Origin of the sequence: Bacillus sp. FSL R7-0672, from assembly GCF_038601465.1 — a bacterium.
GTDB lineage: Bacteria > Bacillota > Bacilli > Bacillales > Bacillaceae > Bacillus > Bacillus pumilus.
On record NZ_CP152010.1, the window covers coordinates 1,323,857 to 1,350,429 of the forward strand.

Genomic DNA, 26,573 nt, shown 5'->3' on the forward strand with positions numbered 1-26,573 from the left:
AATCCAGAACGTAGCGTCACAATTTGTTCACTTTTCAGCTGTGACAAAGTCGTAAATATTGAAGTGACGGGGCTTAAGCCGTTATGATAAACAGAAGGAATGATTCCTTTTTCCTTGCAATTTAAGACGTTTATTTTTATAATTTTATTAATAAGTTCAAATGAACTTAATATGACAGCGGAGGTTATGTATGGGTAAAAGAATATTTCTGTTTATATTAACGAACATTCTTGTTATCACTACGATTGGTATTGTACTGTCGGTTATTAGTGCAGCAACTGGTGTTGGTTCTTATATAGGAGCAGACGGTCGAATTAATTTGGTGGCACTGCTAGTATTCAGTGCAGTTGTTGGTTTTGTTGGCTCGTTCATGTCACTAGCGATGTCTCGCTGGATGGCAAAAATGATGATGGGTGTGCGTGTGTTAAACCCTGAAAAGGATTCATTAACATATGATGAGCAGCAGCTTGTTGACCGCGTGCACAGGTTATCAAGAGCAGCAGGCCTTTCTAAAATGCCTGAGGTTGGTATTTATCAATCATCTGAAGTAAATGCTTTTGCGACAGGTCCTTCTAAGAGAAGATCACTTGTTGCCGTTTCAACTGGATTGCTTCATGAAATGGATGATGCAGCAGTTGAAGGTGTCATCGCTCATGAAGTTGCTCACGTTGCGAACGGTGATATGGTGACAATGACGCTGCTTCAAGGGATTGTCAACACGTTCGTTGTCTTCCTTTCAAGAATTGCGGCATGGATCGCAAGCCGCTTTGTTTCGCGTGAAGAGCTTGTTCCGATTGTTCATTTTATTGCAGTGATTGTTTTCCAAATCATTTTCTCTGTCCTAGGAAGCCTTGTCGTGTTTGCATATTCTAGACATCGTGAATTCCATGCAGACCGCGGCGGAGCTGACCTTGCCGGTAAAGATAAAATGGTTCATGCGCTTCGCTCACTTGAGGCGTATACGTCAAGAATCAAAGATGATGATCAAACAGCAGTTGCTACCCTTAAAATCAGTGGTAAACGAAAAGCTTCTCTTTTCTCAACACACCCTGATTTAAACGAAAGAATCAGAAGACTAGAAGCAAAATAAGAAAGACGAAAAGACATTCTGCAACAGGATGTCTTTTTCTTTTTGATGAAAAAGAAAATAAAGCATAAAATATCTTTAAAATCATGTCTCTTTTCATTAAAATGATAAAGTATTCGAAAAGATAGATAAAAGAAGGAATGACAATGAATCCTATCAAAAAGCTAATTGACCGGCTGTCAGCATTTCAGCTGATTGCTCTTTATTATTTTCTTGCTGTAACCGTATCACTTATTCTTCTCAGCCTGCCAGTGGCCCATCAAGAGGGAGTGAAATGGACATTTATTGATGCTTTATTTACGGCGGTGAGTGCGGTAAGTGTCACAGGACTCACTGTTGTTGATACCTCGCAAACATTTAGTGTGGCAGGTATGTGGATCCTTGCGTTTGTCCTGCAAATCGGAGGTATCGGCATTATGACGCTCGGTACCTTTGTGTGGATTGTCACGCGAAAAAGGATCGGGATTAAAGAAAGAAAGCTCATCATGGCAGATCAAAACCAGAGCAATTTATCAGGAATTGTGAAATTAATGAAGCAGGTTTTCTATTTAATTTTGCTCATTGAGTTTGTAGGCGGTCTGATTTTAAGCATGTATTTTCTTAAATATTACGATGTGCAAGGAGCATTCTTACATGGCTTCTTCTCAAGTATTAGTGCGACCACCAATGGGGGCTTCGATATTACAGGGAACTCGCTCATCCCATACAAAGATGATTATTTCGTCCAATTTATTACGATGCTGCTAATCATCTTTGGAGCGATTGGCTTTCCTGTGCTCGTGGAAGTAAAGGATTATTTATTTAATCAGGACCGAAAGCACGCATCGTTCTCATTGTTTACAAAAATCACAACGATTACGTTTGGCGGTCTTGTCGTTGTTGGAGCGATTGGCATTTATGCACTTGAAGCCGGGTTCAGTTTCCTAGGGAAAAGCTGGCACGAAATCTTGTTTTATTCTTTTTTCCAATCGACCGCAACAAGAAGTGGGGGTTTAACAACATTAGATATTACCCAGCTGACAGAACCGACCCTTTTATTTCTATGTATGCTTATGTTTATCGGGGCTTCCCCGAGCTCTGTGGGAGGCGGAATTCGAACAACTACGTTTGCTCTTAATTTACTCGCACTGTTTCATTTTGCTAGGGGAAATAAGTCCATTAAAATCTTCAAAAGAGAGCTTCATCAAGCGGATATTAACAAATCCTTGATGGTGACAATGATGGCCTTTATTTTGGTGTTTGGCGCTACGTTCCTGTTATCCTTATCTGAGCATAATACACTTCTAGAAAATTTATTTGAAGTTTGCTCTGCATTCGGAACAACAGGGCTATCGCTAGGAATCACCTCGGACCTTACGGTGTTCGGTAAATGTATCATTATGGTCGTCATGTTTATTGGGCGAATCGGCATTCCAAGTTTCTTATATTTAATTGGCCGAAGAGAAAGCGAAGCGAATTATCATTATCCGAAAGAGCGTGTCATCATCGGCTAAACAGCATTCCGAGCGAATGCTGTTTTTTTATTTCCATTATCTAACTGGCTAAATTATATGGGATGTTCGCAATCTATAGGTAAGAGGTGAACGAGACGTGCTGGATGTAATATGGAAAGCAATTGTCATGCTGCTAGTTGGTACCTTGCTGCTGAGAATAGCAGGGCCTAAATCCATTAGTCAATTAACTGTTCAACAAACAGTGATCATGATTTCAATCGGATCGATTATTATCCAACCCTTTATTGAGCACAATTTACTTGAAACGATTTATGCCGCCGCTACATTTATCATTGCACTCGTCATCATGGAAAAATTATCTATCCAATCTGATTTCTTTGAAAAATTGGTTTCAGGGAAATCTGTGGTCATTTTGCAGGATGGAGAAATGCTTGATCACAAGCTGAAGAAAACGAGGCTCACAAGGGATGAATTCAAAATGCGCTTAAAGCAGCAAGGCATTACAGAGATCAGCAGTCTCAAAAAAGCCACCCTAGAAGCCAATGGACAAATCGGCTATGAGTTAAAGCCAGAGGAAAAGCCCGTGACGGTCAAACAAATGAAGGAACTCCTAGACCAATTAAGAGAAGAACTAAATATGTTAAAAAAGGACTGATTTAAGATGAAAAGAAAAGCAGCGAAAAATGAAGCACTGACAAATAATATGACACCGACAGAAAGCATGGCACATGATCAAGGACAAACCCAATTTGATGAACAATCAAGAGATCGTCAGGCAAACCGAAATTCTCATAAAGGGAAACAAGGGGGAGGATCTCGTGACTAAGAAGCATGTAAAAAGCAAGGACATGAAAAACCATAAAAAGCCAATGGACCCAGATATCTTAGAAGAGGAATTTGGCAGTGAGCTTGGAGATATCAACAGCAGCAAATGGATTGATACGCTTGTAAAGCCTAAGAAAGATGCTGAATGTCACAATGGACACATGAATGAAAAATAGAAAAAACGATCCGCGCGGGATCGTTTTTTATTTGCTATAACTGCCTTGTCTGCCGGTGATTGTACGCATGAGATTGGTCATTTTGAGCTCAATTACTGGCTGTGCAACGGTTTTAACAAAGGTGCTAGACAGGGTAAAGGTTAACAGAATGGTTAGCAGCAATAACATGAGCACACTTGCTGCATTCAGGGCCCAGTCATCAAACCAAGTCGTTCTAAGCAGCTTAATTACAAAGCCATGTAATAAATACACATATAACGTTCTTGTGCCCCATTTTGTAAAGAAGAAATGGCGTGTTGGCACTAAAGCAAAGAAGCTGAATGTAGCGCCGAATGCAAGCAGATACCATGCCATTCGTTTCATTGGCGCAATCACTCCCTCATCACCAAGAGAAGCATATGACTGTGATCCAAATAAGAAGGAATAATCAAATTCATAGAAATAGCAAAACAAGAATACAGCCATTAATACAAGAAGTGCTGCCAGCTTTCCTTTGCTTGTACGGATGAATTCAAAATGCTGCTTTTTTAAATAGAAGCCTGCTAAAAACATTGGCAAAAAGACAAACGTACGTGATAAGCTCAGCGTATTGCTAATATTGTCCACGTAACCGACAAGTAACGCAATCGACAAACTGACGATCATCGCCCAGTGAAATGGCAGTTTAGAAAAAGGAATGAGCAGCAAATTCCAAAAGAATAAACTAATTAAAAACCATAAAGACCATTGAGGATCAATTGGATTTAAATTGGCCATGCTTTGATCCTGCAAGAGATAATAGTAAACGGAATAGATCACCTGAAAAATGAAATATGGGATGATCAGCTTAACAGCAACTTTTTTCATAAAACCTGGCTTTCTAAACCCTTTTGCAAAGAAACCGGAAACTAAAATAAAGGCAGGCATATGAAAAGTATAAATAAACTTGTATAAATAAAGCATCCAATCATTATCATGAATGAATGATCGTAACAAATGACCAAAAACAACTAGAAAAATAAGAAGAAACTTCGCATTATCAAAATAACTATCTCGTGAAGATGCCATAACATCACCTTTCCTGTTTGATTTCAAACATAAATGCTCTAAGTGCACTGTTCCCGTATTTGCCCCATTTTAAAATACATTTTGGCTCATTTCGCTATTTGATGTGAAATTGTAGAACGGCTGTAAAAGAAGCGTAAGAAAAGAGAATCGAGGTTCAATCCTGTCATCCAAATGAAACAAAAGAGACAGTCTTCATGTAAGAAGTTATCTTTTTTTATGAGTCGAATGAAGGAACAATGAAAATATTGTAGAAATATTGTAGAGGAATGAGGCTGGAAAAGGAGTGTAAGAAAATGACTGAAACGCTCGATGGCGCAGAAGATATCAGAAAATTAGAAAAAGAGAACGAATATTTGCGAACAGAGTTGATGCAGCAAAAAATGCTGTTAAATAAGACGTTAGATGCCATTTTCATATTTGATCAACACCTCAATATAATCCAAGCCAACGAAGCGACATGCAGGCTTGTACAGACATCGAAAGAAGACCTCCTCAATAAATCCGTTCTAGATTTCCTATATGGCATCCCGAAAGACAGAATTGAATGCTCCCTCGATTTATTTTTTCGAAAAGGAACGTTAAGAAGAGAAATTTCCATTCAGCTTGAAAACGGCGAAACAAAATACATTGAATTTGTTGCAGAGCATGACGTTTTGAATCAGCAATATATTGTCGTCATGCGAGATATTTCCTCAAAGAAAATACTAGAACGAGAAAGATCCATGAATGAGCAGCTGTTCAAAGATTTGTTTGACCGAGCCATTGACGGAATGGTCATTTTTGATCAGGATGGCTGCATGATCGACGCCAATCATTCTTTTTGTCAGAGCTTTGAGCTGCAAAAGACTGATTTAACCGATCGTTATTTAAATGAATTTGTCGAAGATGAAAATCTTCCAGCCTTGCAGCACCTTTTAACGTCACTTAAAGAAACAGGGAAAGCCAAGGGAGAACTTCCCGTTACCCTTCAATCTGGCCAGTACAAATTATTCGAGCTCACCATTACATCAAATGTGATGAGCGGTTTTTATATGTCCATCATGCGGGATATTACAGAAAAAAGGTTAATGGAAGAGAAGCTGTTAAAAAGTGAGGAACGCTTTAGAGAAATTTTTGAAAATGCAATGGATGCAATCATCATATGGGCAGATGATGGAGAGATTGTGAGAGCCAATGAATCAGCCTGTCGCATTTTTGAATTGCCTATGCATTCACTGATTGGCAAAAAACTCACAGACTTTCTCGTGAAATCTGATCAGAGATATAGACCGACTAGAAGACGATATATTCGGAATCATGAAATAAGGGAAGAGCTTTTGTTCAGAATGGCAAATGGTCAGTTTAAAGAGCTCGAGTTTACATCAAAGCATGCGGTATTAGAAGGACAGCACTTAACCATTTTACGTAATGTGAGTGATCGAAAAAGGATGGAGGAGGAGCTGCGCGAAAGTGAGCTCAAATTCCGTAAAGTATTTAATGGATCAATGGATGGCATTGTTCTTTTTGATAACCAATACCGCATTATTGAAGTCAATCCATCCGCAAGCGAGCTGCTCGGATTGAAAGATGATCATTTAACGGAAATGAACCTTTTCCATATCCTTGCACCTTATCAAATTGAACATTTGGCACAGCCTGCCCAGGCGATGTCATTAGATGAAATGGACAATGAAGTCCCGTTTGTGCTGAACCATCCAGATCAGCGTATATTGGAATTCTCTTTTAAACGCAACATCATTCATAATATGAATTTGGCGATCTTTAGAGATGTGACAGAGCGGAAGGAATTAGAAGAGCGGGTGAGAAAATCAGATACCCTTCATGTGGTCGGAGAGCTTGCCGCTGGAATTGCGCATGAAATCAGAAACCCGATGACAGCATTAAAAGGCTTTATTCAGCTGCTAAAAGGAAATATAGAAGGGGAGTATTCACTCTATTTCAATGTCATCACTTCAGAGCTAAAAAGAATTGAATCGATCATCACCGAATTTTTGATTTTAGCGAAGCCGCAAGCCATCGTATATGAAGAAAAAAATGTGGTGCAAATTGTGAAGGACACGATGGATCTGCTGCACGCACAGGCGAATCTTGGCAACGTTCAAATGCATCTCAATGTGATGGATGAGATTCCGCTCATTTATTGTGAACAAAACCAATTAAAACAAGTCTTTATTAACATTTTAAAAAATGCAATTGAAGTCATGCCGAGAAAAGGAAATGTCTATGTGAGCATTCAGCGGAAGGGCGAAGAGCATATTGTCATTTCACTGCGGGATGAAGGCTGCGGAATGGCAGAGGACAAGCTGAGGCGTCTAGGGGAACCATTTTATACGACAAAAGAAAGAGGAACTGGACTTGGCTTAATGGTTAGTTATAAAATTATTGAAGAGCATCAAGGAACCATTGAGGTAGAAAGTGAGGAAGGGGTAGGAACTGTCTTCCATCTCACGCTGCCACTGAGGCAGAAGAAACAAGAAGGAGAGCATTAACGTGTATTATACCGTCTATCACGCACCAATTGGGGCATTATACATACTAGAAAAAAACGATGCCATCATCGAAGTGATGTTTGATGATGAGCCGTTTTTAGCAAAAAAGCAAGAATCTAATCTAAAAGAAGAAGAAACGTCAGTATTACAAGAAGCGAAAAAGCAGCTAGATGAATATTTCAAGGGGGAGCGCCAAGTATTCGATCTCCCGCTCAAGCAAAAGGGAACTTCGTTTCAAGAGCAAGTGTGGGAAGCACTTTCGACTATTCCATATGGTGAATCAAAAAGCTATGCAGACATTGCAAAAGCGATTGGTAACCCAAAGGCAGTGAGGGCGATTGGACAAGCCAATAGACGCAATGCATTACCTATTTTTATTCCCTGTCACAGAGTGATTGGAAAAGACCGTTCTCTGACGGGCTATGCAGGAACGAAGACAGATATGAAAGCGGTTCTGCTTGAATTAGAAGGTATCCCATTTGTTCAAAAATAAATCGATTGACCTGTTCCAAATGTTTTCCTAGCGACATATCCTTTTATTAAGCTAAAAAAGTTGGTTGAGGGAAAAAGGAGGGCGCTAGGGAATGTTTTGGGATAAAAAGAATAAAATGTATGCCGTCACATCACTATGTGTCAAAATGAAGGTTTTGACAGAAGAACAGAAAAAAGAAATTTTAGCAAAAACGAATGAAATAAAAAAGCGCGGTGCTCTTAAATAATAAGTACACGGCGCTTTTTTTATGATCAGAGTGAGATGCTGTCAGTGAACAGAGCATCAATCTCTTCTGTATAGTTCGACGTAATAATCCCTTTCTCTGTAATGATCCCTGAAATGAGATGGTGAGGAGTGACATCAAAGGCGGGATTGAATACCTGAACATCAGGTGGTGCAATTTGGACGCCGTTTAATTCCTTTACTTCCAGCGGGTCGCGCTCTTCAATTGGAATATCTGCCCCGTCTTTGGTTGAGATATCAAAGGTAGAAAGCGGTGCAGCTATAAAAAACGGAATTTGAAAATGCTTGGCTAAAATGGCAAGACTTAACGTGCCAATCTTATTCGCCGCATCTCCATTACGGGCAATGCGATCAGCTCCAACAATGACAGCAGAAATTTGCTTTTCTTTCATCGTATGGGCTGCCATGTTATCTGTAATGAGCGTCACATCTACGCCGCCTTGCATGAGTTCCCATGTTGTCAGCCTAGCCCCTTGGAGAACAGGGCGTGTTTCACAGGCATAAATGTGAAGATCGAGATTTTTCTTTTTGGCTAAATAAAATGGAGCAAGGGCTGTTCCGTACCGGCTCGTGGCGATGGAGCCTGCATTGCAAATGGTCATAATCCGATCACCCGATTTAAAGAGATGGAGTGCATTTTGACCGATTTGTTTGCATGTTTCTTCATCTTCAATTTGAATTTGAATGGCCTCATGGACAAGGTCTGTTTTGGCTGCATTGACCGAAGCTGCACGATCAATGCGCTGCAACAATCGCTCTAATGCCCAAGCTAGATTCACAGCAGTTGGACGAGCACTGTTTAAATATTCTTTTATTTGAATGACTTCTTGTTTAAACACATCAATCTCTTCTGTCTCAATGTCTTGGGCACTGAGCGCCAGTCCAAAAGCTGCTGTGATGCCAATGGCAGGTGCTCCCCGCACTTTTAACGTGACAATGGCATTATACACGTCTTCTTTTGTATATAGATGTTCAAATACGGTTTCTGCCGGTAATTTTTGCTGATTCAAAATGTTAATATGGTTTTCTTCCCATTCGACAGAACGGGGGACTTCAAATTCTTTAGACAAAACCCGTCACTCCTTTACAGATTGCTGGAATAATGCGACGAGGTCAGACGCTGTTTCCACTGCATGATATTGTTTGATGAATGTTTTTCCGAGCGTAAGTGCTGCTTTTTTCTGCTGAATCCGTATAGATGGTGATGGAATCGCATCGAGATCAGCGGCATGAGCAAGACCGATTGTTCGGCGGACAAGCTCACAGCCCGCAAAGCCTGTCGCTTCTTTTAAAATACGGTCAAAGGTTGTTTCTAAAAAACTGTCAGATACACTAAACGCTTCAATACTGTCTTCTTTCCAAGCTTTTGCGAACACTTCTTTGAAGGTTGCCCATACATTGACGACATGGTCAAAAAGGTGCTGCTGATCATGTTCATTCTCACGGGACAAAGCATTCAGGAACAGGTTAGCGATAAAGTGACCGATATCGAATCCGAAGGGACCATAAAATGCGAATTCTGGATCAATGATTTTGGTTTCCGTCTCACTTGCAAAAATACTACCTGTATGAAGATCTCCATGAACAAGTGTTTCGGCAGATGTCAGGAAAATACGCTTCAATTCAGCTGCTTTTGCCTGCACTTCAAGATCTGCCCAAAGCGCTTCGGCAGCTTCTCTTAATTCTTCTTCGAAATCATTTGTGCCGCTATCAAAGAAAGGATCTGTGAAGACGAGCTTTTCGGTAATGTCACAAAGGTCCGGATTCGTAAATTGCTTCACAAATTGTTTTTTGATTTTAGGATTTGTGGCAAAGTCAGAAGTGTAGAAAAGTGTTTTTCCTAAAAATTCTCCGACATGATCGGATAAATGCGGATATTGTTTTCCGGCAATTAGCCCTTTTCTGACGATTTCTAGGTGTGATAGATCCTCCATTGCCGTCACAGCAAGAGTTGTATCTGAATAATAGACTGCTGGTACGAGATGCGGTGTATACTCTGACTGCTTGATCAGGGCAGCACTTTCGATTCTCGCACGGTCTAATGTAAGCGGCCAGCTCTCTCCGACCACCTTGGCGTAAGGCAGTGCCTGCTTGATGATCAAACCTTTTTCTTGTTTATGATCAAAAATATGAAAGACGTAATTTAAATTCCCGTCACCGATTTCCGTACATGTCAAATGACTGCTTTCTTGGATCAAGCCAAGTCTAATTGCGAGTGCAACTGCCGAGCTTTCTGTTAATTCTTCATATGATGCCGTAAGTGTAACCAATTGCTTCCCCTCCAAATCATATAAAAAAACCTCTTTCTCCTGAGAGAAAGAGGCTTGATGGTGTGTATGCTCAAAGCCTCTCTTATCTCTCAGCACATACGTCTGATGGAATTAGCACCGTGCCCTATAAGACAAAATTGTCTTGGCGCTTACTTGCTGCGCCCCACTTCACAGTGGTATTAACGGTCGGTTGCTGTTGGGGTCAAAAGGCCAAATCCCTCGCCCAACTCTCGATAAGAGAAATCAATATGTCATTGTCTCGTGTCTGTTTGCATTTCTTAATTCAAGATATTATCAGAGCTGCGCTTCACATGTCAATCCTTTTTCAAAATTGCTTTACAATTCGTAAAACAATCCATTACAGTATTTGTATTGCTATGTAACTTGAATAGAAGGTGAAGATAAATGGAATTCCAGCAATCAGATGTATTGAAACAATTACCGACACAATTTTTTGCATCTCTTGTCCAAAAGGTGCAGAAAAAAGTGCAGGAAGGCGCAGATATTATTAATTTAGGGCAGGGAAATCCTGACCAGCCAACTCCCGCGCACATTGTAAAAGCCATGCAGGAAGCGGTATTAAAACCTGAAAATCATCAATACTCGTCATTCCGCGGAACAGCGAAATTAAAAAAGGCTGCCGCTGCCTTTTATGACAGAGAATATGGTGTCACGCTTGATCCGATGACGGAAATTGCGATTTTATTTGGCGGAAAAGCGGGGCTTGTTGAGCTGCCGCAATGCCTGCTGAATCCTGGTGATACACTCCTTGTTCCAGACCCAGGTTATCCTGATTATTGGTCAGGTGCCGTGCTTGCTGGAGCTCAGATGGTGACGATGCCGCTTCTTGAACAAAATGATTTTTTACCTGACTATGACCGGTTGCCTGAGGATGTTAAGAAAAAAGCAAAGTTGATGTATTTAAATTATCCCAACAATCCGACAGGTGCTACGGCAAGCCGTTCATTTTTTGAAGAAACCGTTACATTCGCAAAAAATCACAAGCTCTGTGTTGTCCATGATTTTGCCTATGGCGGCATTGGGTTTGATGGGGAAAAGCCAATCAGCTTTTTGCAAACAGATGGAGCGAAAGAGACAGGAATTGAAATATACACATTGTCTAAAACGTATAATATGGCAGGCTGGAGAGTAGGTTTTGCAGCAGGAAATCCGTCTGTTATTGAAGCGATTGAGCTTTATCAGGATCACCTGTTTGTTTCACTGTTCAAAGCCACTCAAGATGCGGCAGCGGAAGCTTTGTTAAGCGACCAAACGTGCGTACAGGTGCAAAATGATCGATATGAGAATCGGCGAAATGTGTGGATTGCTGCCTGCAAGGAGATTGGCTGGGAGGTCACTGCACCAAAGGGATCGTTTTTTGCTTGGCTAAAGGTGCCAGAAGGATACACATCTGAATCTTTTGCTGGCGTATTATTAGAGAGAGCACATGTGGTTGTGGCGCCGGGGAATGGGTTTGGTACTCACGGTGAAGGATACGTGAGAGTAGGACTTTTAACAAATGAGGAGAGGTTAAAAGAAGCCGCTCGGCGAATCGATGCCTTGAATCTGTTTGAAAATAAGCCATTGACAACATGAATAAACGGTGCGATAATTCAGACAATATTTAAGAAAAATGAATATTCTTATCAAGAGTAGGCAGAGGGACTAGCCCAATGAAGCCCGGCAACCGACTTCCATGAAGCACGGTGCTAATTCTTGCAGCAAGCGCTGAGAGATAAGATTCGGATGAATGACACGAAACAACCTCTTTAAGGCGCTGATAAAGCACTAGAAGAGGTTTTTTTATTGACCATATGCATGACGCAATCGAAAGGGGATTCCTAGTGAGTGAATTACTGGCAACATACGTATTAACACATCGAGAGGATGAACAAGTGAACCAAAAAGCGGAGCAGATCGCGCTTGGTTTAACAGTTGGATCATGGACGGATTTGCCGCAGCTCAAAAAAGAGCAGCTTCAAAAGCATAAAGGCCGGGTGGAAAAGGTATCAGAAAAGTTTGCTCCAGCCGAAAATGGCCTATATCAATCTGAGGTGACCATTGCTTATCCTGAGGCTAACTTTTCAGCGGATATACCGGCCGTTTTGACGACGATCTTTGGAAAGCTTTCACTAGATGGAAAAGTGAAGCTAGTCGACATTCAATTCTCAGATAGATTTAAAAGAAGTCTGCCAGGACCGGTATTTGGAATTGATGGCATACGAAAAAAAGCAGGCGTGTTTGATCGACCTTTGTTGATGAGTATTTTTAAAGGTGTCATTGGCCGTGATATGGCAGATTTAAAAGAACAGCTCCGTTTACAAGCATTAGGCGGCGTTGACTTTATCAAAGACGATGAAATTTTATTTGAGAGCCCACTAGCCCCTTTTGAAGAACGAATCAAAGAAGGAAAAAAGATATTAAAAGAAACATATGAAGAGACAGGGCACCGAACGCTATATGCCGTTAATTTAACAGGCAGAACCTTTGAACTAAAGGATCGAGCAAGAAAGGCAGCTGAGCTTGGAGCGGATGCACTCTTATTCAATGTCTTTGCCTACGGGCTAGATGTCATGCAAAGCTTAGCTGAGGATCCAGATATTCGATTGCCTATTATGGCCCATCCCGCAGTAAGCGGCGCTTTAACATCATCGCACGAATATGGATTCTCCCATTCTCTTCTTTTAGGTAAATTAAATCGATATGCTGGTGCTGATTTGAGTCTTTTTCCCTCACCGTATGGGTCGGTCGCACTTCCGAAAAAAGATGCCTTTGGAATCTATGAAGCTTGTGTAAAAGAGGATTCGGTTCAAAAAACGTTCCCTGTTCCGTCAGCAGGCATTCATCCTGGAATGGTACCAGTTTTGATGAAAGATTTTGGACTCGATCATGTGATAAATGCTGGTGGAGGAATTCACGGACATCCGCATGGAGCCATCGGGGGAGGGAAAGCATTTCGATCGATCATTGATGCGGTGACACATGGAGAGTCGATCCAAGAGAAGGCAGCTTCTTGCCAAGATTTAAAAGCAGCACTTGAACTATGGGGAAGGGTAGCAGAATAAATGAAAAAACCAATTGTATGTTGTGATTTTGATGGAACCATTACGAAAAATGATAATATCATTCGCATCATGAAACACTTTGCACCAAGTGAATGGACGGAGCTGAAGGACGATGTTCTCACAAAGGAGATCACCATTCAAGAAGGCGTCGGGCAGATGTTTCAATTACTGACGAGTGATCAAAAAGAAGCCATTCAATCGTTTATTTTAGAAGATACAGAGATTCGAGAAGGATTCAAGCAATTTGTTGATCATGTGAAAAAGGCTGATATTCCCTTCTATGTGCTAAGTGGCGGGATGGACTTCTTTGTTTATCCCATACTCGAGGGCATTGTGGATCGAGACGATATTTATTGCAATCATGCGTCATTTGGGGAAGAGCATATTCAGATTGAATGGCCGCATGCCTGCGATTCGCAATGTCAAAATGGCTGCGGATGCTGCAAGCCGTCAATCATTCGAGAGCTGACCCATGAGAATGACTTCATTATCATGATTGGAGATTCAGTCACCGATGTGGAGGCGGCAAAGCATGCGGATCTCACATTTGCGCGTGACTACTTACTAAACGAATGTAAAGAGCTCGGGCTTGTCCATCTAGAGTATGAAACATTTATTGATCTTAAAGCACAATTTGATCAAATAAAGGAAGTGAAGGAATGGCAGACGCAAAGAGCAAGCGCTGGCAGGAGCTAGCAGACGTCAAACGTGAACTGGCACAAAGAGACTGGTTTTATGGAACAAGCGGCAATTTATCGATCAAGGTGTCGGATGATCCAATCACGTTTTTGGTGACGGCAAGCGGCAAAGATAAACGAAAAGAAACAGATGAAGACTTTGTTTTAGTAAATGCAGCAGGTAAGCCTGTTGATCTGAATGAACCGCTTAGACCATCAGCTGAAACACTGCTTCACAACTACGTGTATGAGCAGACGAATGCAGGCTGCTGTCTCCATGTCCATACAATCGATAATAATGTGATCTCTGAACTGTATGGGGATAAGGGCGAGGTTCGTTTCAAAGGAAACGAAATCATCAAAGCGCTTGGTTACTGGGAGGAGGATGCAGAAGTGTCGTTACCGATTATTGAAAATCCAGCCCATATCCCGCATCTTGCAGCACAATTTGCAAAGCATCTCACTGAAGAGTCGGAATCAGGTGCTGTGCTCATTCGAAATCACGGCATCACAGTCTGGGGAAAAACAGCCTCTGAAGCAAAACGAGTATTAGAGGCGTATGAATTTTTGTTTAGCTACCACTTAAAATTAACGCTTTATCAAAAGCAGCTTGTCACATAAAAAGGAGGAAAAGCACATGGCGACGATTTTGATTCATAATGAAGAGAACACATTACTTGAAAGCGAGCAAGAGGTGGCAGCCTATTTAGAAAACCAAGGGGTCATTTATGAACATTGGGATATTGCAAAGCTGCCAAACCGATTATCAGAAAAGTATGATTTAACAGATGAGGAAAAGAAAGAGATTTTGACTGTTTTCCAAAAGGAAATTGAGAGTATATCTGAAAAACGAGGATACAAAGCGCAGGACGTGATTTCATTATCTGATGCGACACCAAATCTTGACGAGCTGCTCCAAAACTTTCAGCGTGAGCATCACCATACAGATGATGAAGTACGTTTTATTGTAAGCGGACATGGAATCTTTGCCATTCAAGGTAAGGATGGCGTCTTTTTTGACGTGAGACTGAATCCAGGCGATTTAATTTCTGTTCCGCCACATATTCGTCACTACTTTACACTGCAAGAGGATCGAAAAGTGGTTGCCGTTCGCATATTTGTTACAACTGAGGGCTGGGTGCCAATTTACGAGGAAGAAAAGGTTTAATGACAAAAGCTGATCATTCCGCATGAGGCGGAAGATCAGCTTTTTTTTAGGGAAATAGACATAAAATGAGAAAGAAAATAGTTGATTTTGATCTTCTACATAGGATAAAATTCTGTTTAATCCATGTGTCAGTCCTGTCCAAATTTGAAGTTTACCCCCAAATATGATTGGGTAAGAGGTCTTTAGGCTGTATAAAATTAAATAAAATTAGCATATTTAATTTAATTTACAAATAAAGTATAATTTTGGTGTCGGATCATTTTGAGCATAGACAGTCGAATTCATTGTGGGAGCTGAGATCATGAATAGTTATGTAAGGAAAGAACAATTGCTAATGTCAATTGATGAGAAGAGAAAACAGATGGTAGAAGCTGCTCAAGCAGAAGGCTACACTGGTGAGACGACAATTAAATATAGTCAAGAACTGGACAACCTGATGAATGAGTATCAGCATCTCCTTTTTCATGAGAAACAATCTGCCCCCTCCTTTCATGATCTTGTATCTCAAATGAGTCTTCTATCTGTAAACCGTCCCTCTTATTGACATGAAAAACCGGTCTTGCCTAAGCAAAACCGGCTGAATGTTTCAGCTATGCTGAGTGAGCAGAAGGAAGCATGATCACGACGGTTGATCCTTTATTCACTTCGCTCTCGATATCAATTGTTCCGCCATACATCGAAATGATTCGTTTACACACGACAAGCCCAAGACCTGTCCCTTTTTCCTTCGACGTAATAAAAGGGAGGAAGATATGTTTTAACATTTCTTCTGATATGCCTTCACCCGTATCTTTCACTTTAATAATGACATGTTCTTTTTCAGCCTCAATCAAAATCTTCAAATGACCGCCATTTGGCATCGCTTCTAATGAGTTCTTCGCTACATTTAATACGACTTGTTTAATGTGATCTTTTGTGCAATAAACCCCAACATCTTGAATCGTATTAATTTGCAAATCAACCTCAACATTATAAAGGTTCGCCTCAGAGAAAACGATCGGCATGATCTCACTTACAATTTCTTTTACAGAGTTATTCTGCCATTTTTCTGCCGTTGGTTTCCCTAATACAAGAAACTCACTGACGATTTGGTTAATTCGTTTGATTTCTTCTTCAATGACAGAGAAATAGAGCTGATCTTCTTCAGAGTGATACTTCTTTTGCAAAAGCTGTATAAATCCACTAATCCCTGTTAATGGGTTGCGAATTTCATGTGCTGTACTTGCTGCGAGGGTCCCGATTAATTCAAGCTTTTGCGCTTCATTTTGGTGACGCTCCTGCTGGGTTTGACGCCTTAAAATGATATATTGAACAAGTGTGAATAAAATATTTAATAAAATAAAAGCACTGGATAAAGGGATCAGCATAACAGACAGCACTTCACCTGTAGAAGCGCGCTGCGGATAGACTTCCAGCTTCCAGCTGTTTTCATCTAAATATGTAGACACGGTGCTGCCATTTTCTGATGCTGGCTGTGGACCACTTGTAAACACGACATGTCCATTTTGATTCAGCATCTTAAAATGAAGATCAGGGTTCAATACATTCATAATATTTCTTAAATAATCAATTTGAATGGCGGCGACTAGCACATTGGTGACTTCTTCGTTTTCATCCAGCACAGGCACACAAATGGAAAGAATCCGCTGTTTTGTAATTCGGCTCACATAGTTATCTGTGATCACCGTCTGCTTGGTCACTTGAATGCGCTTAAAGTAATCTCTGAATGATAGGTTGATTTTTTCCTTTAACGGTGTCGTGCTTACTGTTACATTTCCTTTTTTGTCTAGGAGATACAGACCTGAAAAACGAGGTTCTTGTTTATAGATTTTCTCTAGGATGTTTTGTACTTTTTTCGTCTCGAGAGGCTGGTCAAATCCCATGGCAAGAGAAGTTAATCTCGCTTCTGTTTCACTAATTAAATAATTCATTTGGTTTTTGTGAATATTTAACATAAGTGTAGCAGTTTGTTTGTTTTTTAAGTCGATTTTTTCCGTTTCTTTTTCGTAGATAAAATAACTAATGATTAGGGTTGGAATCATGACCAAAATAAGGTACAGCCTGATCTTCTTCCAAAACCCTTTCAATATACTCATCATTCATCGCTCCAACGTATTACCTAATAGACTTATTATAGCATTGAACCTATCTTTATTACGATGACTTGTGTGATTTTTAAAAAATTAGGTGATTCGTTCTGGTCTCATTTTCATGCTAAAGATGGATCAAGATGTTGACATTTTACTTATTGTTTATTAATGTCACATTAGTGGGTTGCATTTCATAAAGGATGATAAAAAAATGGAAAATCATAATGTTGAGAAATCTTTGAAATTATTTATTGTATTATCACGTGCATATCGCTCGATTAATCATCACATGAACAAGCATATTGTGAAGCACGGGCTGAATCCGACTGAATTTGCAGTATTAGAATTGCTGTATCATAAAGGGGATCAGCCGCTTCAGCAAATCGGTGATAAGATTTTACTTGCAAGCGGCAGCATCACGTATGTGGTCGATAAATTGGAGAAGAAAGAACTCCTCAGTCGTAAGGCCTGTGCAGAAGACCGCAGGGTCACATTTGCGCATATTACCGAGCAGGGACGAGCTTTGCTTGATGATATCTTCCCAGATCATGCGAAAGAAATTCATGAGATGATCAGTGTCCTGAGCGAAGAAGAGAAGGATGCCTGCATTGACATGCTTAAACATGTGGGACTCCGTGCAAAACATTTATATGATCATAAAGAATAAATAAAAAAGGAAGCCGAGGGCTCCCTTTTTTATTTTGCTTTTTTCTCAATCGGTAAAATAAGTACTTCTACGCGTCGGTTTTTACTTCTGCCTTCTGCTGTATCATTTGAAGCGATTGGTTTGAATTCACCGAAACCTTTTGTACTAAAGTTCTCTTGGTTTAAATTGCTGTTCTCAAGAATAATACTCAAAAAGTTTACAGCACGTATGGCACTTAAATACCAGTTGGATTCAAATTCTGAATTTCTGATCGGTACATTATCAGTATGTCCGCTAATGACGATGTCACGAGCGGGGTTAATGACGAGTAGTTTTGAGATTTCCTTTGCTAACGGGACATCTTGAGGGCGAATAACCGCCCGGCCAGAATCAAAGAAGATACTGTCTTCTATCGTAATGAGCAAACCTTCGTCCGTGAGCTTTGTTTCGAGCTTAGCTCCAAGTTTCTTATTGGCAATGAAGGAATCCACTTGCTTTTTGACCTTTGAGAGAACGGCATGATCTCGAGCTTTCGCTTTAGCTTCTTCATCTTCTTCAGCAGCTTTCTTGGTCTGGTTGCTATTTTCAGTTTCTTCAGTGCTTTGCATGCTGGTCTGATCCATGACACCAGTTCCGCCCGTAAAGACGACATTAAAAGACTTGGCCATCTGTTCATACTTTGCCTTGTCAATCGAACTAGATGCAAAAAGCACAATGAAGAGAGCGAGAAGAAGCGTCAGAAGATCGGCATAAGGGATCAGCCAAGATTCATCTACATGGTCATCGTGATCATGTTTTTTACGTTTCCTAGCCATTTTGTTTTTCTCCTTCTTCAATGACAAGATTTGCACGTTCTTTCGCTGGTAAGTACATAAGAAGTTTTTGTTCAATCACCTTTGGAGATTGACCTTCAAGAACAGAAAGGATCCCTTCGATCATAATCAGACGAAGTTTTACTTCTTCCTTTGATTTACGCTTCAGCTTGTTGGCAAATGGATGCCATAACACATACCCGGTAAAAATCCCAAGCAGTGTGGCAACGAAGGCTGCACTGATTGCATGTCCAAGTGCTTCAATATCTCCCATGTTTGCAAGTGCGGCAATAAGTCCGACAACTGCGCCAAGTACACCAAGCGTCGGAGCGTATGTACCGGCTTGTGTAAAGATTAATGCGCCTGACTGATGTCTTTCAGACATGGCGTCAACTTCCTCTGTTAAGACGTCGCGAATAAATTCTGCACTTTGACCGTCAACCGCCATGCTTAAGCCGTTCTTAAGGAAATCGTCATCTACTTCCTCAATGCTAGCTTCCAATGCTAAAAGACCTTCACGACGCGCAATTTGTGCCCAGTTTGAAAAAAGAGGGATCATTTCTTGAATCGTTGGAAGCTTATTGTCTTTGAAAATTTTGCCGAACAATTTTGGTGTTTTCTTAATTTCACTAGATGGGAATGCGATGACAACAGCTGCAATCGTCCCAACCACAATGATCAATATAGCCGCTGGGTTGATAAGAGCGGTTAGACTTACACCTTTCAGAACCATACCGACACTCAGTGCAATAAATGCTAAAATAATACCTATTAACGATGTTTTGTCCATTATCTCACCAAATCCTTTAACTATCTTTTTCTATAGTTAATATCGGTGTCTTCTAGAAGGGTTTTAGTCTGAATATCAAATTAAGGCAGTTTCTGTGAAGAATTTTTGACGAAAGCGCTTTCTATTACCTTAAAAAAGAAACTCCCTCTGATATAAAGGGAGTTTCTTTTAATTTCTTTGAGCAGTTTCATTTAAAAGCAGCTCTTTTAATTTTTCTTCATACATGATTTTGACAAGATCATAGCTCCAATTCATCATGTGATCCACCTCTTTTTCTTTTATCTTAAAGGAAAAGAGGCGGGGGAGCGTCGGCGTGCAGATGGAACTTAGACACCGCAACATGATGGAGCTGTAGATCCTTCTTAAGATGTAACTATCCTTTTTTTACGACAATTTCGTTATCTTCAACATCTACAGTAAATCCTGAAAACTTTTCTTCTTCAAGCAATATTTCCGTCATTTGATCTTCAACGTGCTCTTGAATGGTTCTTCGCAGTGGACGAGCACCAAATGCAGGATGATATCCAAGTTCTGCAATTTTTTCTTTCGCTTCTTTTGTCACATGGACTGTCAAATTCTGCTCTTTTAATTGTTCTGACAGCTCATTGAGCAGAAGATCCACAATCTTCACTAAATCATCTCGATCTAATGAGTCAAACTGAATGATGCTGTCAAAACGGTTCAAAAATTCTGGTTTGAAATAGGCGCTGAGTGAATCAATGAGTGATTGTTCTTCAATCGCTTCTTCCTGATCAGACTGGAAGCCGACTTTGACCGTTTTATCTGTGCTGCCTGCGTTACTTGTCATGATGATGACTGTATCTTTAAAGCTGACGGTTCTGCCTTGGCTGTCTGTTAACCGGCCATCTTCCATGATTTGAAGGAACATATGCTGCACATCAGGATGTGCTTTTTCGATTTCATCCAGCAAAATGATGCTGTATGGTTTTCTGCGCACTTTTTCTGTCAGCTGGCCTGCTTCATCATGTCCAACGTAACCAGGAGGAGAACCGATGAGCTTAGATACTGAGTGTTTCTCCATGTACTCACTCATATCTAAACGGATGATCGCATCTCTTGAACCAAATAATTCTTCAGCTAGCGTTTTCGACAATTCGGTTTTCCCGACACCTGTTGGTCCAACGAAAAGGAAGGAGCCAGTTGGTCTATGTTTCGATTTTAAGCCGGCTCTGCTTCTTTTCACAGCTTTCGCTACCTTTTCAACCGCATGTTCCTGGCCGATCACTCGTGCTTTTAAGCGGACGTCAATTTCTTTCATTTTGGTTTGTTCGTCTGCTTGCAGTTTGCCGACAGGGATGCCTGTTTTTTGTTCCACAATGGCTTGAATGTCTTCTGCTGTGACGACATGTTCTTTGTCATTTGTTTTGTTTTGAAGTCTTGCTTCAATGGCTTCTTCTTCATCTCGAAGCTTCGCCGCTTTTTCATATTGTTCTTCTTTTAAAGCAGCTTGTTTTTCAGCAGCGATTTCTGTCAGACGATTCGTTAGTTCATCTTCACTTGCTGCATCAATGGAGAGGTTCGCTTTTGAACCTGCTTCATCCATTAAATCAATGGCTTTATCCGGCAAATGACGGTCTTGAATATACCGGGAAGATAATTGAACACACGCTTGAATGGCTTCCGCTGAATAGGTGACGCCATGATAGCTTTCGTACTTATCTTGAATGCCTTTTAAAATCTCGATCGCTTCAGCTTGTGTTGGCTCATCTACAATGACGGGCTGAAAGCGTCGTTCAAGTGCGGCATCTTTTTCAATTTGACGATATTCTTTTAATGTCGTCGCACCTACTAGCTGGAGCTCGCCTCGTGCAAGAGCTGGTTTTAAAATGTTGCCAGCATCCATTGACCCTTCAGCAGAGCCTGCGCCTACAAGAAGATGGATTTCATCTACAAATAAGATAATATTTTTACGGCTTTGTAGTTCTTTAATTAACTGCTTCATTCTTTCCTCAAATTGACCACGTATCCCTGTATTCGCTACAAGGGAGGAGACATCTAATAAATAGATTTGTTTGTTCTTTAATTTATTTGGTACATCGCCACTTGCAATTTTCAGTGCAAGTCCTTCAGCGATCGCTGTTTTCCCAACACCTGGTTCACCAATGAGGACAGGATTGTTTTTATTTCTTCTATTTAAAATCTCAATGACTCTTGCGACTTCTTCATCACGGCCGATGACTGGATCAATTAAACCAGCATTTGCGCCATCTGTTAAATTGCGGCCAAGTTCATCGAGTAAGCCTTTTTGCTTTGGCTGCTCTACGTTTTGCGTATGTCCTGCTTGCTCTTGCCCAGAGAAGAATGAGCTTCCTCCGAACAATTGAGGTCCCATTTTCATTTTTGATTGCTCCATCAAAGAGGTGTAGCAGTCTTCACATAAAACCATTTGGCTCCGGGATGAATTCACTTGCATATTCAGGCGAATTGTTGCTTCATTTACTTGACAATGTTGACAACGCATTTGCCATGACCTCCTTATGATAAAAGTTTGACTTTATTTGACCAATGAATTTAAAGAAAATGGTCTGTTGTTTGACCATCTTTGACTATAGTATACTCTGACCTATTTTGACTTTCAACTGTTTTGCTCAAAGGCAGGTGAAAATCCTTTTTTGCATTTAATCATGGTTTGTCCTTCTTTTCAAGGAACTTGTCTCATAGGATAAAAAAAGACAATCGAAAGTGATGGGTGCGGAGGGGTCACATGAAACGTTCAAATGAATCCGCTTTTCAGCTTGCCTTTGTATATGTAGGAACAGTGGTTGGAGCTGGGTTTGCGACAGGAAAAGAAATCGTAGAATTTTTTGTTCGTTTTGGCTGGATTGGATTATTCGGAATCTTGATTAGCGGCGCTATTTTTACTGGACTTGGGGCAAAAATGATGCTCATTTCTAAACGAATTGAAGCGGAGTCTTATCAAGATATGAACCGGTTTCTATTTGGCGCAGCTGCAAGCAGGTATATTAATGTCGTCATGTTTTTTATTTTATTAGGCGTCACTTCAGTGATGATTTCTGGCGCAGGTGCTATATTTGAAGAACAGCTTGGCATATCGAAGGAATATGGCATTTTTTTAACGATTATTCTGAGCGTAATTGTGCTTTTGAAAGGATCAAAAGGGTTATTTGGTGTCAATGTTCTCGTCGTCCCAATGCTTATTTTCTTTTCATTGATTGTATTTCTTGATTCATTCGTTTTTAGCAGTAGTGAAAGTTATGTTCTTGCGCTGAAAATGGGTGAGGGAGAGTGGATTTTATCAGCTATCTCATATGGTGCTTTTAATTTGGCACTTTCTCAAGCGGTATTAGTGCCCGTCGCAAATGAAATGACCTCTGAAGCGGTGATTAAAAAGGGAGCTGTGCTTGGGGGCGTCATGCTGACAGTTATTTTATTTGTATGCTTTTTATCTCTTTCTTCATTAGATATGCTGGAGGTGTTTGATATTCCAATGGCTCAGGTCGTGTATCAAGTAGCAAATTCCATTCACCTCATTTATTTATTTGTGATCTTCGGCGAAGTCTTTACATCCGTCATAGGCAATTTATATGGACTGGAGAGACAAGTGAGGGCGTATATACGAATGAACAGTGTCTTGACGATATCCCTTATTCTCTTGTGCTGCTATGTGATTAGTAAAATTGGTTACGGTACATTGATATCAACGGTTTATCCTATTTTTGGATATGTGAGCATCTTTTTTATCCTCTTTCTTTTTCTAAAAAAAGTGCCCGCATCTTTTGATAAGTGAAGAAGGGATAGCCTGTATGAAAAATATGTGGTACACTATCCTCTGTGAAAATTGAACAAAAATCCGTGTAAACGGGAGAGGTTCTAGCAAAACCCTCTATAAAAAACTAAGGACTTGCCGTATCCTTGGATGTGGCATTTTTTATTTTTTATGGCTGGGACACCTCATACACATGTAAAGGTGTCTTTTCTTTTGAGAAAAATAGGGGTTTTCATGAGCCTTTCAGATGCAGCTTTGTACGATGGTATAGATCTGCAAAAGGAGGAGAACAGAAAATGAAAAATGAAAAAGCAGTTGTTGTCTTTAGCGGGGGACAAGATAGTACGACATGTTTGTTATGGGCACTTCAACAATTCGAAGAGGTAGAAACCGTGACCTTTCATTATAATCAGCGTCATCAAGAAGAAATTGATGTCGCCAAAAGAATTGCTGACAAGTTAGGTGTGAAGAATCATCTATTAGATATGTCTCTTTTGAATCAGCTGGCACCAAATGCTTTAACAAGAGTTGACATTGACATTGAGGAAAAAGAAGGAGAGCTGCCTTCCACATTTGTACCAGGAAGAAACTTAGTGTTCTTATCCTTCGCTTCTATTCTTGCGTATCAAATCGGTGCAAGACATATTATCACAGGTGTATGTGAAACAGACTTTAGCGGCTATCCAGATTGCCGTGACGAGTTTGTAAAGTCTTGTAATGTCACAGTGAATTTAGCGATGGAAAAACCATTTGTCATCCATACACCACTCATGTGGCTCAATAAAGCAGAAACATGGAAGCTGGCGGACGAGCTGAGTGCATTAGATTTTGTGAAAAATGAAACGCTCACTTGCTATAATGGCATCATTTCTGATGGCTGCGGGGAATGTCCTGCGTGTAAGCTTCGGAAAAATGGCTATGACACTTATATGGAAATGAAGGAGGCAAAATAAATGCTTTCTCAAATCTATCCACAAGCGAATCATCCATACTCATTTGAATTGAACAAAGATATGCATATATCGGCTGCTCATTTCATTCCAAGAGAAGATGCAGGTGCTTGCAGCCGTGTACATGGTCATACGTACACCATCAATATAACCATTGCTGGGGACGACCTAGATGAATCGGGTTTCCTTGTCAATTTTAGTACATTGAAAAAACTTATTCATGGACAGTATGATCACACGCTGCTCAATGATCATGAGGAATTCTCATCAATCGATCCATACGCGATGCCTACTACAGAGGTTGTGGCAAAGACAGTCCATGACAAAGTCGCAGTATATTTATCGACTTTAGCAAATAAACCAGTATGTGTTCAGGTCTTTGTTAGGGAGACACCAACAAGCTACTGCATTTACCGTCCGAAACGAGTTGAACACAATGGCTAAAGCGATTCCTGTATTAGAAATTTTTGGTCCGACCATTCAAGGAGAAGGGATGGTCATTGGACAAAAAACCATGTTTGTCAGAACAGCTGGCTGTGACTACTCATGTAGCTGGTGTGATTCCTCCTTTACATGGGATGGCTCAGCAAAGCATGACATTCAGTGGCTTCACGCTGAAGACATTGTCAAAGAATTAAAAAGAATAGGTGGACAGGCTTTTTCCCATGTCACCATTTCAGGGGGAAACCCTGCGCTTTTAAAACAAATGGAATCACTTATTGATTTGCTTCACGAAGAAGGAATTGATACAGCGCTTGAAACACAAGGGACGATGTATCAGGACTGGTTTTTGAAAATTGATGATTTAACCATTTCTCCGAAGCCGCCAAGCTCTAATATGAAAACAGATTTTACGAAACTCACACGTATTATAGATGAGCTGAAAAACGAAAATAGATTACAGCATGCAAGCCTGAAGGTCGTGATTTTTGACGATCATGATCTAGCCTATGCAAAGGATGTTCATGCGAAATATCCAGAGCTTCCTTTTTATTTGCAGGTAGGAAATGATGACACGACGACAGGTGATGATGCGTACTTATTGACGCATTTATTAAAGAAATATGAAGCGCTTGTTGATCAAGTAGCGCAAGATCCAGACTTAAATCGCGTAAGAGTGCTGCCGCAGCTGCACACATTATTGTGGGGAAATAAACGAGGCGTATAGAAAGGAAGAGACGACATGACGACAAGAAAACCAGAAGAATTAGAAGGTGTCACTTTACTAGGAAATCAAGGAACCAATTATTTGTTTGATTATGCACCGCAAGTGCTTGAAACATTTCCGAATAAACATACAAATAGAGATTATTTTGTGAAATTTAACTGCCCAGAATTTACGTCACTTTGTCCGCAAACAGGTCAGCCGGATTTTGCGACAGTTTATATCAGCTATATCCCAAATGAAATCATGGTTGAAAGTAAATCATTAAAATTGTATTTGTTCAGCTTCCGTAACCATGGTGATTTCCATGAGGATTGTATGAATATTATTATGAATGATCTCATTGAATTGATGGACCCAAGATACATTGAAGTATGGGGCAAATTTACACCAAGAGGCGGTATTTCAATTGACCCGTACACGAACTACGGAAAACCTGGTACCAAATATGAAGAAATGGCTTCATATCGCATGATGAATCATGATATGTATCCTGAAACGATTGATAATCGCTAATAAAGGAAAAGACATGCCTAATGACATGTCTTTTTTTATGGGTTTGAATGAGATGAATTAGACTGAAGTGATAAAAAAAGAGAAGAGTCATGTCGCTCTCCTCATACAAATGGGAATAGAACTTGCTAGGACGGCTGGGGGCTACCAGCTCGTAAATTTATTATACATGACAGAACGTATGTTTGTAAAGATAAATTGTGTTTTTTGCTTATCTTATTTGCTTTGAGATAAAATAGAGGCAATGAACGAATAACGGAGGCGTTTGAGTTGGCAAACAAAGAAGAAAAGACAGAGAAGCTGCTGATGGAGCTAAAAGAAGAGCTTCAAATGCTCGAACATCAAAACAAAGAACGATATAAATGGAGTGCCTCCACATTGCTTGGAGTGATTGCACTTTTGATTGATAAAGGCGTTATCACCCCCGAGGAAGTGGACATGTACAAAACGAAAGCGGAAATGCAGACCTTTCATACGCAAAAAGACTGACACTTCTTCATATGGTGTCAGTCTTTTTCATATGTGATTGTCAAAGAGAGCTAAACTGTCAGAAAGCAGCTTTGCTTCGTATTTACGTATGTATCGATAGTCTGAATTGAGGATTGCAAATTAATGTACGGAGTCTTTGATGATTTTATAGTTTTTATGATTAACGACTGTTAGTGAATCCAGTTCTAAATCTCTATAGTTGTCCATAATGGTGACATCGACAATGACAGAGTTTTCATTCACTTTTTCAACTACACCTGTTAAACCATTTCTAAATTCGATCACATTTCCAATTTTTGCAATCTTCAACCGATCCCTCTCCTTTAAAAACAGATTTCATTCCCTATTAAAAAGTATTTTGCAATATTTTCATACC

General features: G+C 40.3%; 29 protein-coding genes and 3 riboswitches. Of the genes, 21 read left to right on the top strand and 8 right to left on the bottom strand.

Annotation, left to right across the window (positions count from 1 at the left end):
* Nucleotides 1–190 precede the first annotated feature (190 nt).
* The 5 genes from htpX to MKY18_RS06520 all read left to right on the top strand — a co-directional run bounded on the left by htpX (nt 191) and on the right by MKY18_RS06520 (nt 3,542).
* Nucleotides 191–1,090, top strand: coding sequence for a protease HtpX (gene htpX / locus MKY18_RS06500; protein ID WP_106067334.1), 900 nt, complete (start codon nt 191–193; stop codon nt 1,088–1,090).
* A 143-nt stretch (nt 1,091–1,233) separates the two neighbouring features.
* Nucleotides 1,234–2,580, top strand: coding sequence for a TrkH family potassium uptake protein (locus MKY18_RS06505; protein WP_081277091.1), 1,347 nt, complete (start codon nt 1,234–1,236; stop codon nt 2,578–2,580).
* A gap of 97 nt (nt 2,581–2,677) precedes the next feature.
* Entirely contained in the window at nt 2,678–3,196 is a 519-nt protein-coding gene (locus MKY18_RS06510; protein ID WP_044139769.1) for a YetF domain-containing protein, read from the top strand.
* Between the two features lie 6 nt (nt 3,197–3,202).
* On the top strand, nt 3,203–3,367 hold the full coding sequence (locus tag MKY18_RS06515) for a hypothetical protein (protein WP_012009727.1): 165 nt from the start codon (nt 3,203–3,205) through the stop codon (nt 3,365–3,367).
* Nucleotides 3,360–3,542, top strand: a complete 183-nt coding sequence (locus MKY18_RS06520) for a hypothetical protein (protein ID WP_342497783.1) — start codon at nt 3,360–3,362, stop codon at nt 3,540–3,542. The genes MKY18_RS06515 and MKY18_RS06520 overlap by 8 nt, the downstream gene beginning before the upstream one ends.
* 27 nt (nt 3,543–3,569) lie before the next feature.
* Here the strand turns inward: MKY18_RS06520 and MKY18_RS06525 are convergent, their stop codons facing one another.
* Nucleotides 3,570–4,589 carry an acyltransferase family protein gene (locus MKY18_RS06525; protein WP_044139772.1) on the bottom strand — a complete coding sequence of 340 codons (1,020 nt, stop codon included), beginning with the start codon at nt 4,587–4,589 and terminating at the stop codon, nt 3,570–3,572.
* A gap of 293 nt (nt 4,590–4,882) precedes the next feature.
* Here MKY18_RS06525 and MKY18_RS06530 point away from each other — a divergent pair, with 293 nt between their 5' ends.
* The 3 genes from MKY18_RS06530 (at nt 4,883) to MKY18_RS06540 (ending at nt 7,797) form a co-directional block, all read left to right on the top strand.
* Nucleotides 4,883–7,078 (top strand): PAS domain-containing sensor histidine kinase, encoded by a 2,196-nt coding sequence (locus MKY18_RS06530; RefSeq protein ID WP_106065176.1) that lies wholly within the window; start codon nt 4,883–4,885, stop codon nt 7,076–7,078.
* 1 nt (nt 7,079) lies between these two features.
* Entirely contained in the window at nt 7,080–7,571 is a 492-nt protein-coding gene (locus MKY18_RS06535; RefSeq protein ID WP_342497784.1) for a methylated-DNA--[protein]-cysteine S-methyltransferase, read from the top strand.
* A 91-nt stretch (nt 7,572–7,662) separates the two neighbouring features.
* Nucleotides 7,663–7,797 carry a hypothetical protein gene (locus tag MKY18_RS06540; RefSeq protein WP_003211599.1) on the top strand — a complete coding sequence of 45 codons (135 nt, stop codon included), beginning with the start codon at nt 7,663–7,665 and terminating at the stop codon, nt 7,795–7,797.
* 25 nt (nt 7,798–7,822) lie between these two features.
* On the opposite strand, the gene mtnA is transcribed toward MKY18_RS06540, so the two are convergent.
* Both mtnA and mtnK read right to left on the bottom strand, forming a co-directional pair.
* A complete protein-coding gene (gene mtnA / locus MKY18_RS06545) occupies nt 7,823–8,884 on the bottom strand; it encodes an S-methyl-5-thioribose-1-phosphate isomerase (protein WP_342497785.1) in 1,062 nt (353 codons plus the stop codon).
* Nucleotides 8,885–8,890: 6 nt separating this feature from the next.
* Nucleotides 8,891–10,084: an S-methyl-5-thioribose kinase gene (mtnK, locus tag MKY18_RS06550; RefSeq protein ID WP_126741500.1), complete on the bottom strand. Its 1,194-nt coding sequence runs from the start codon at nt 10,082–10,084 to the stop codon at nt 8,891–8,893.
* 79 nt (nt 10,085–10,163) lie between these two features.
* Nucleotides 10,164–10,324, bottom strand: a riboswitch (SAM riboswitch).
* 165 nt (nt 10,325–10,489) lie between these two features.
* Between mtnK and MKY18_RS06555 the strand changes: the two genes are divergently transcribed.
* The 6 genes from MKY18_RS06555 to MKY18_RS06580 all read left to right on the top strand — a co-directional run bounded on the left by MKY18_RS06555 (nt 10,490) and on the right by MKY18_RS06580 (nt 15,538).
* Nucleotides 10,490–11,680, top strand: coding sequence for a pyridoxal phosphate-dependent aminotransferase (locus MKY18_RS06555; protein WP_265208312.1), 1,191 nt, complete (start codon nt 10,490–10,492; stop codon nt 11,678–11,680).
* A gap of 44 nt (nt 11,681–11,724) precedes the next feature.
* A riboswitch (SAM riboswitch) is annotated at nt 11,725–11,826 on the top strand.
* A gap of 72 nt (nt 11,827–11,898) precedes the next feature.
* Entirely contained in the window at nt 11,899–13,149 is a 1,251-nt protein-coding gene (gene mtnW, locus MKY18_RS06560; protein ID WP_342497786.1) for a 2,3-diketo-5-methylthiopentyl-1-phosphate enolase, read from the top strand.
* Entirely contained in the window at nt 13,150–13,845 is a 696-nt protein-coding gene (locus MKY18_RS06565) for a 2-hydroxy-3-keto-5-methylthiopentenyl-1-phosphate phosphatase (RefSeq protein WP_065097152.1), read from the top strand.
* Nucleotides 13,809–14,447: a methylthioribulose 1-phosphate dehydratase gene (locus MKY18_RS06570; protein ID WP_065097153.1), complete on the top strand. Its 639-nt coding sequence runs from the start codon at nt 13,809–13,811 to the stop codon at nt 14,445–14,447. The genes MKY18_RS06565 and MKY18_RS06570 overlap by 37 nt, the downstream gene beginning before the upstream one ends.
* A gap of 16 nt (nt 14,448–14,463) precedes the next feature.
* On the top strand, nt 14,464–14,994 hold the full coding sequence (locus MKY18_RS06575; RefSeq protein WP_065097154.1) for a cupin domain-containing protein: 531 nt from the start codon (nt 14,464–14,466) through the stop codon (nt 14,992–14,994).
* A 301-nt stretch (nt 14,995–15,295) separates the two neighbouring features.
* Complete coding sequence (locus tag MKY18_RS06580) at nt 15,296–15,538, top strand: aspartyl-phosphate phosphatase Spo0E family protein (RefSeq protein ID WP_065097155.1); 243 nt, start codon at nt 15,296–15,298, stop codon at nt 15,536–15,538.
* A gap of 46 nt (nt 15,539–15,584) precedes the next feature.
* Here the strand turns inward: MKY18_RS06580 and MKY18_RS06585 are convergent, their stop codons facing one another.
* A complete protein-coding gene (locus MKY18_RS06585) occupies nt 15,585–17,090 on the bottom strand; it encodes an ATP-binding protein (protein ID WP_065097156.1) in 1,506 nt (501 codons plus the stop codon).
* Nucleotides 17,091–17,295: 205 nt separating this feature from the next.
* Between MKY18_RS06585 and MKY18_RS06590 the strand changes: the two genes are divergently transcribed.
* Nucleotides 17,296–17,751 (top strand): MarR family transcriptional regulator, encoded by a 456-nt coding sequence (locus MKY18_RS06590; protein WP_003211701.1) that lies wholly within the window; start codon nt 17,296–17,298, stop codon nt 17,749–17,751.
* A 29-nt stretch (nt 17,752–17,780) separates the two neighbouring features.
* On the opposite strand, the gene motB is transcribed toward MKY18_RS06590, so the two are convergent.
* From motB to MKY18_RS06605, 3 genes are all read right to left on the bottom strand, one after another.
* Complete coding sequence (gene motB / locus MKY18_RS06595; protein WP_126741503.1) at nt 17,781–18,545, bottom strand: flagellar motor protein MotB; 765 nt, start codon at nt 18,543–18,545, stop codon at nt 17,781–17,783.
* A complete protein-coding gene (motA, locus tag MKY18_RS06600; protein ID WP_003212085.1) occupies nt 18,538–19,332 on the bottom strand; it encodes a flagellar motor stator protein MotA in 795 nt (264 codons plus the stop codon). The genes motB and motA overlap by 8 nt, the downstream gene beginning before the upstream one ends.
* A 373-nt stretch (nt 19,333–19,705) precedes the next feature.
* Nucleotides 19,706–21,814: an ATP-dependent Clp protease ATP-binding subunit gene (locus MKY18_RS06605; protein WP_126741504.1), complete on the bottom strand. Its 2,109-nt coding sequence runs from the start codon at nt 21,812–21,814 to the stop codon at nt 19,706–19,708.
* Between the two features lie 243 nt (nt 21,815–22,057).
* Between MKY18_RS06605 and MKY18_RS06610 the strand changes: the two genes are divergently transcribed.
* The 6 genes from MKY18_RS06610 to MKY18_RS06635 all read left to right on the top strand — a co-directional run bounded on the left by MKY18_RS06610 (nt 22,058) and on the right by MKY18_RS06635 (nt 26,197).
* The gene (locus tag MKY18_RS06610; RefSeq protein ID WP_342497787.1) at nt 22,058–23,101 is read left to right on the top strand and encodes a hypothetical protein; all 1,044 of its coding nucleotides are present in this window, start codon (nt 22,058–22,060) and stop codon (nt 23,099–23,101) included.
* A 71-nt stretch (nt 23,102–23,172) separates the two neighbouring features.
* Nucleotides 23,173–23,217: riboswitch (PreQ1 riboswitch) on the top strand.
* 159 nt (nt 23,218–23,376) lie between these two features.
* A complete protein-coding gene (gene queC / locus MKY18_RS06615; protein ID WP_065097160.1) occupies nt 23,377–24,033 on the top strand; it encodes a 7-cyano-7-deazaguanine synthase QueC in 657 nt (218 codons plus the stop codon).
* Nucleotides 24,034–24,474 (top strand): 6-carboxytetrahydropterin synthase QueD, encoded by a 441-nt coding sequence (queD, locus tag MKY18_RS06620; protein ID WP_126741506.1) that lies wholly within the window; start codon nt 24,034–24,036, stop codon nt 24,472–24,474.
* The gene (queE, locus tag MKY18_RS06625; protein WP_126741507.1) at nt 24,467–25,198 is read left to right on the top strand and encodes a 7-carboxy-7-deazaguanine synthase QueE; all 732 of its coding nucleotides are present in this window, start codon (nt 24,467–24,469) and stop codon (nt 25,196–25,198) included. The genes queD and queE overlap by 8 nt, the downstream gene beginning before the upstream one ends.
* 15 nt (nt 25,199–25,213) lie before the next feature.
* The gene (queF, locus tag MKY18_RS06630) at nt 25,214–25,711 is read left to right on the top strand and encodes a preQ(1) synthase (protein WP_003211403.1); all 498 of its coding nucleotides are present in this window, start codon (nt 25,214–25,216) and stop codon (nt 25,709–25,711) included.
* Nucleotides 25,712–25,978: 267 nt separating this feature from the next.
* Nucleotides 25,979–26,197 carry a hypothetical protein gene (locus MKY18_RS06635; protein ID WP_044139792.1) on the top strand — a complete coding sequence of 73 codons (219 nt, stop codon included), beginning with the start codon at nt 25,979–25,981 and terminating at the stop codon, nt 26,195–26,197.
* Nucleotides 26,198–26,317: 120 nt separating this feature from the next.
* Here the strand turns inward: MKY18_RS06635 and MKY18_RS06640 are convergent, their stop codons facing one another.
* Entirely contained in the window at nt 26,318–26,506 is a 189-nt protein-coding gene (locus tag MKY18_RS06640; RefSeq protein WP_003211747.1) for a DUF2187 family protein, read from the bottom strand.
* Nucleotides 26,507–26,573 lie beyond the last annotated feature (67 nt).

What these genes read in the sequence shown, in the direction of transcription:
- MKY18_RS06505 (WP_081277091.1), top strand. Translation starts at nt 1,234, where the DNA reads ATGAATCCTATCAAAAAGCTAATTGACCGGCTGTCAGCATTTCAGCTG.
- MKY18_RS06555 (WP_265208312.1), top strand. Translation starts at nt 10,490, where the DNA reads ATGGAATTCCAGCAATCAGATGTATTGAAACAATTACCGACACAATTT.
- MKY18_RS06575 (WP_065097154.1), top strand. Translation starts at nt 14,464, where the DNA reads ATGGCGACGATTTTGATTCATAATGAAGAGAACACATTACTTGAAAGC.
- motA (WP_003212085.1), bottom strand. Translation starts at nt 19,332, where the DNA reads ATGGACAAAACATCGTTAATAGGTATTATTTTAGCATTTATTGCACTG.
- MKY18_RS06570 (WP_065097153.1), top strand. Translation starts at nt 13,809, where the DNA reads ATGGCAGACGCAAAGAGCAAGCGCTGGCAGGAGCTAGCAGACGTCAAA.
- htpX (WP_106067334.1), top strand. Translation starts at nt 191, where the DNA reads ATGGGTAAAAGAATATTTCTGTTTATATTAACGAACATTCTTGTTATC.
- MKY18_RS06590 (WP_003211701.1), top strand. Translation starts at nt 17,296, where the DNA reads ATGGAAAATCATAATGTTGAGAAATCTTTGAAATTATTTATTGTATTA.
- MKY18_RS06580 (WP_065097155.1), top strand. Translation starts at nt 15,296, where the DNA reads ATGAATAGTTATGTAAGGAAAGAACAATTGCTAATGTCAATTGATGAG.
- queF (WP_003211403.1), top strand. Translation starts at nt 25,214, where the DNA reads ATGACGACAAGAAAACCAGAAGAATTAGAAGGTGTCACTTTACTAGGA.
- mtnW (WP_342497786.1), top strand. Translation starts at nt 11,899, where the DNA reads ATGCATGACGCAATCGAAAGGGGATTCCTAGTGAGTGAATTACTGGCA.
- MKY18_RS06515 (WP_012009727.1), top strand. Translation starts at nt 3,203, where the DNA reads ATGAAAAGAAAAGCAGCGAAAAATGAAGCACTGACAAATAATATGACA.
- MKY18_RS06605 (WP_126741504.1), bottom strand. Translation starts at nt 21,814, where the DNA reads ATGCGTTGTCAACATTGTCAAGTAAATGAAGCAACAATTCGCCTGAAT.
- MKY18_RS06610 (WP_342497787.1), top strand. Translation starts at nt 22,058, where the DNA reads ATGAAACGTTCAAATGAATCCGCTTTTCAGCTTGCCTTTGTATATGTA.
- MKY18_RS06530 (WP_106065176.1), top strand. Translation starts at nt 4,883, where the DNA reads ATGACTGAAACGCTCGATGGCGCAGAAGATATCAGAAAATTAGAAAAA.
- motB (WP_126741503.1), bottom strand. Translation starts at nt 18,545, where the DNA reads ATGGCTAGGAAACGTAAAAAACATGATCACGATGACCATGTAGATGAA.
- queE (WP_126741507.1), top strand. Translation starts at nt 24,467, where the DNA reads ATGGCTAAAGCGATTCCTGTATTAGAAATTTTTGGTCCGACCATTCAA.
- MKY18_RS06565 (WP_065097152.1), top strand. Translation starts at nt 13,150, where the DNA reads ATGAAAAAACCAATTGTATGTTGTGATTTTGATGGAACCATTACGAAA.
- MKY18_RS06540 (WP_003211599.1), top strand. Translation starts at nt 7,663, where the DNA reads ATGTTTTGGGATAAAAAGAATAAAATGTATGCCGTCACATCACTATGT.
- queD (WP_126741506.1), top strand. Translation starts at nt 24,034, where the DNA reads ATGCTTTCTCAAATCTATCCACAAGCGAATCATCCATACTCATTTGAA.
- queC (WP_065097160.1), top strand. Translation starts at nt 23,377, where the DNA reads ATGAAAAATGAAAAAGCAGTTGTTGTCTTTAGCGGGGGACAAGATAGT.
- MKY18_RS06585 (WP_065097156.1), bottom strand. Translation starts at nt 17,090, where the DNA reads ATGAGTATATTGAAAGGGTTTTGGAAGAAGATCAGGCTGTACCTTATT.
- MKY18_RS06525 (WP_044139772.1), bottom strand. Translation starts at nt 4,589, where the DNA reads ATGGCATCTTCACGAGATAGTTATTTTGATAATGCGAAGTTTCTTCTT.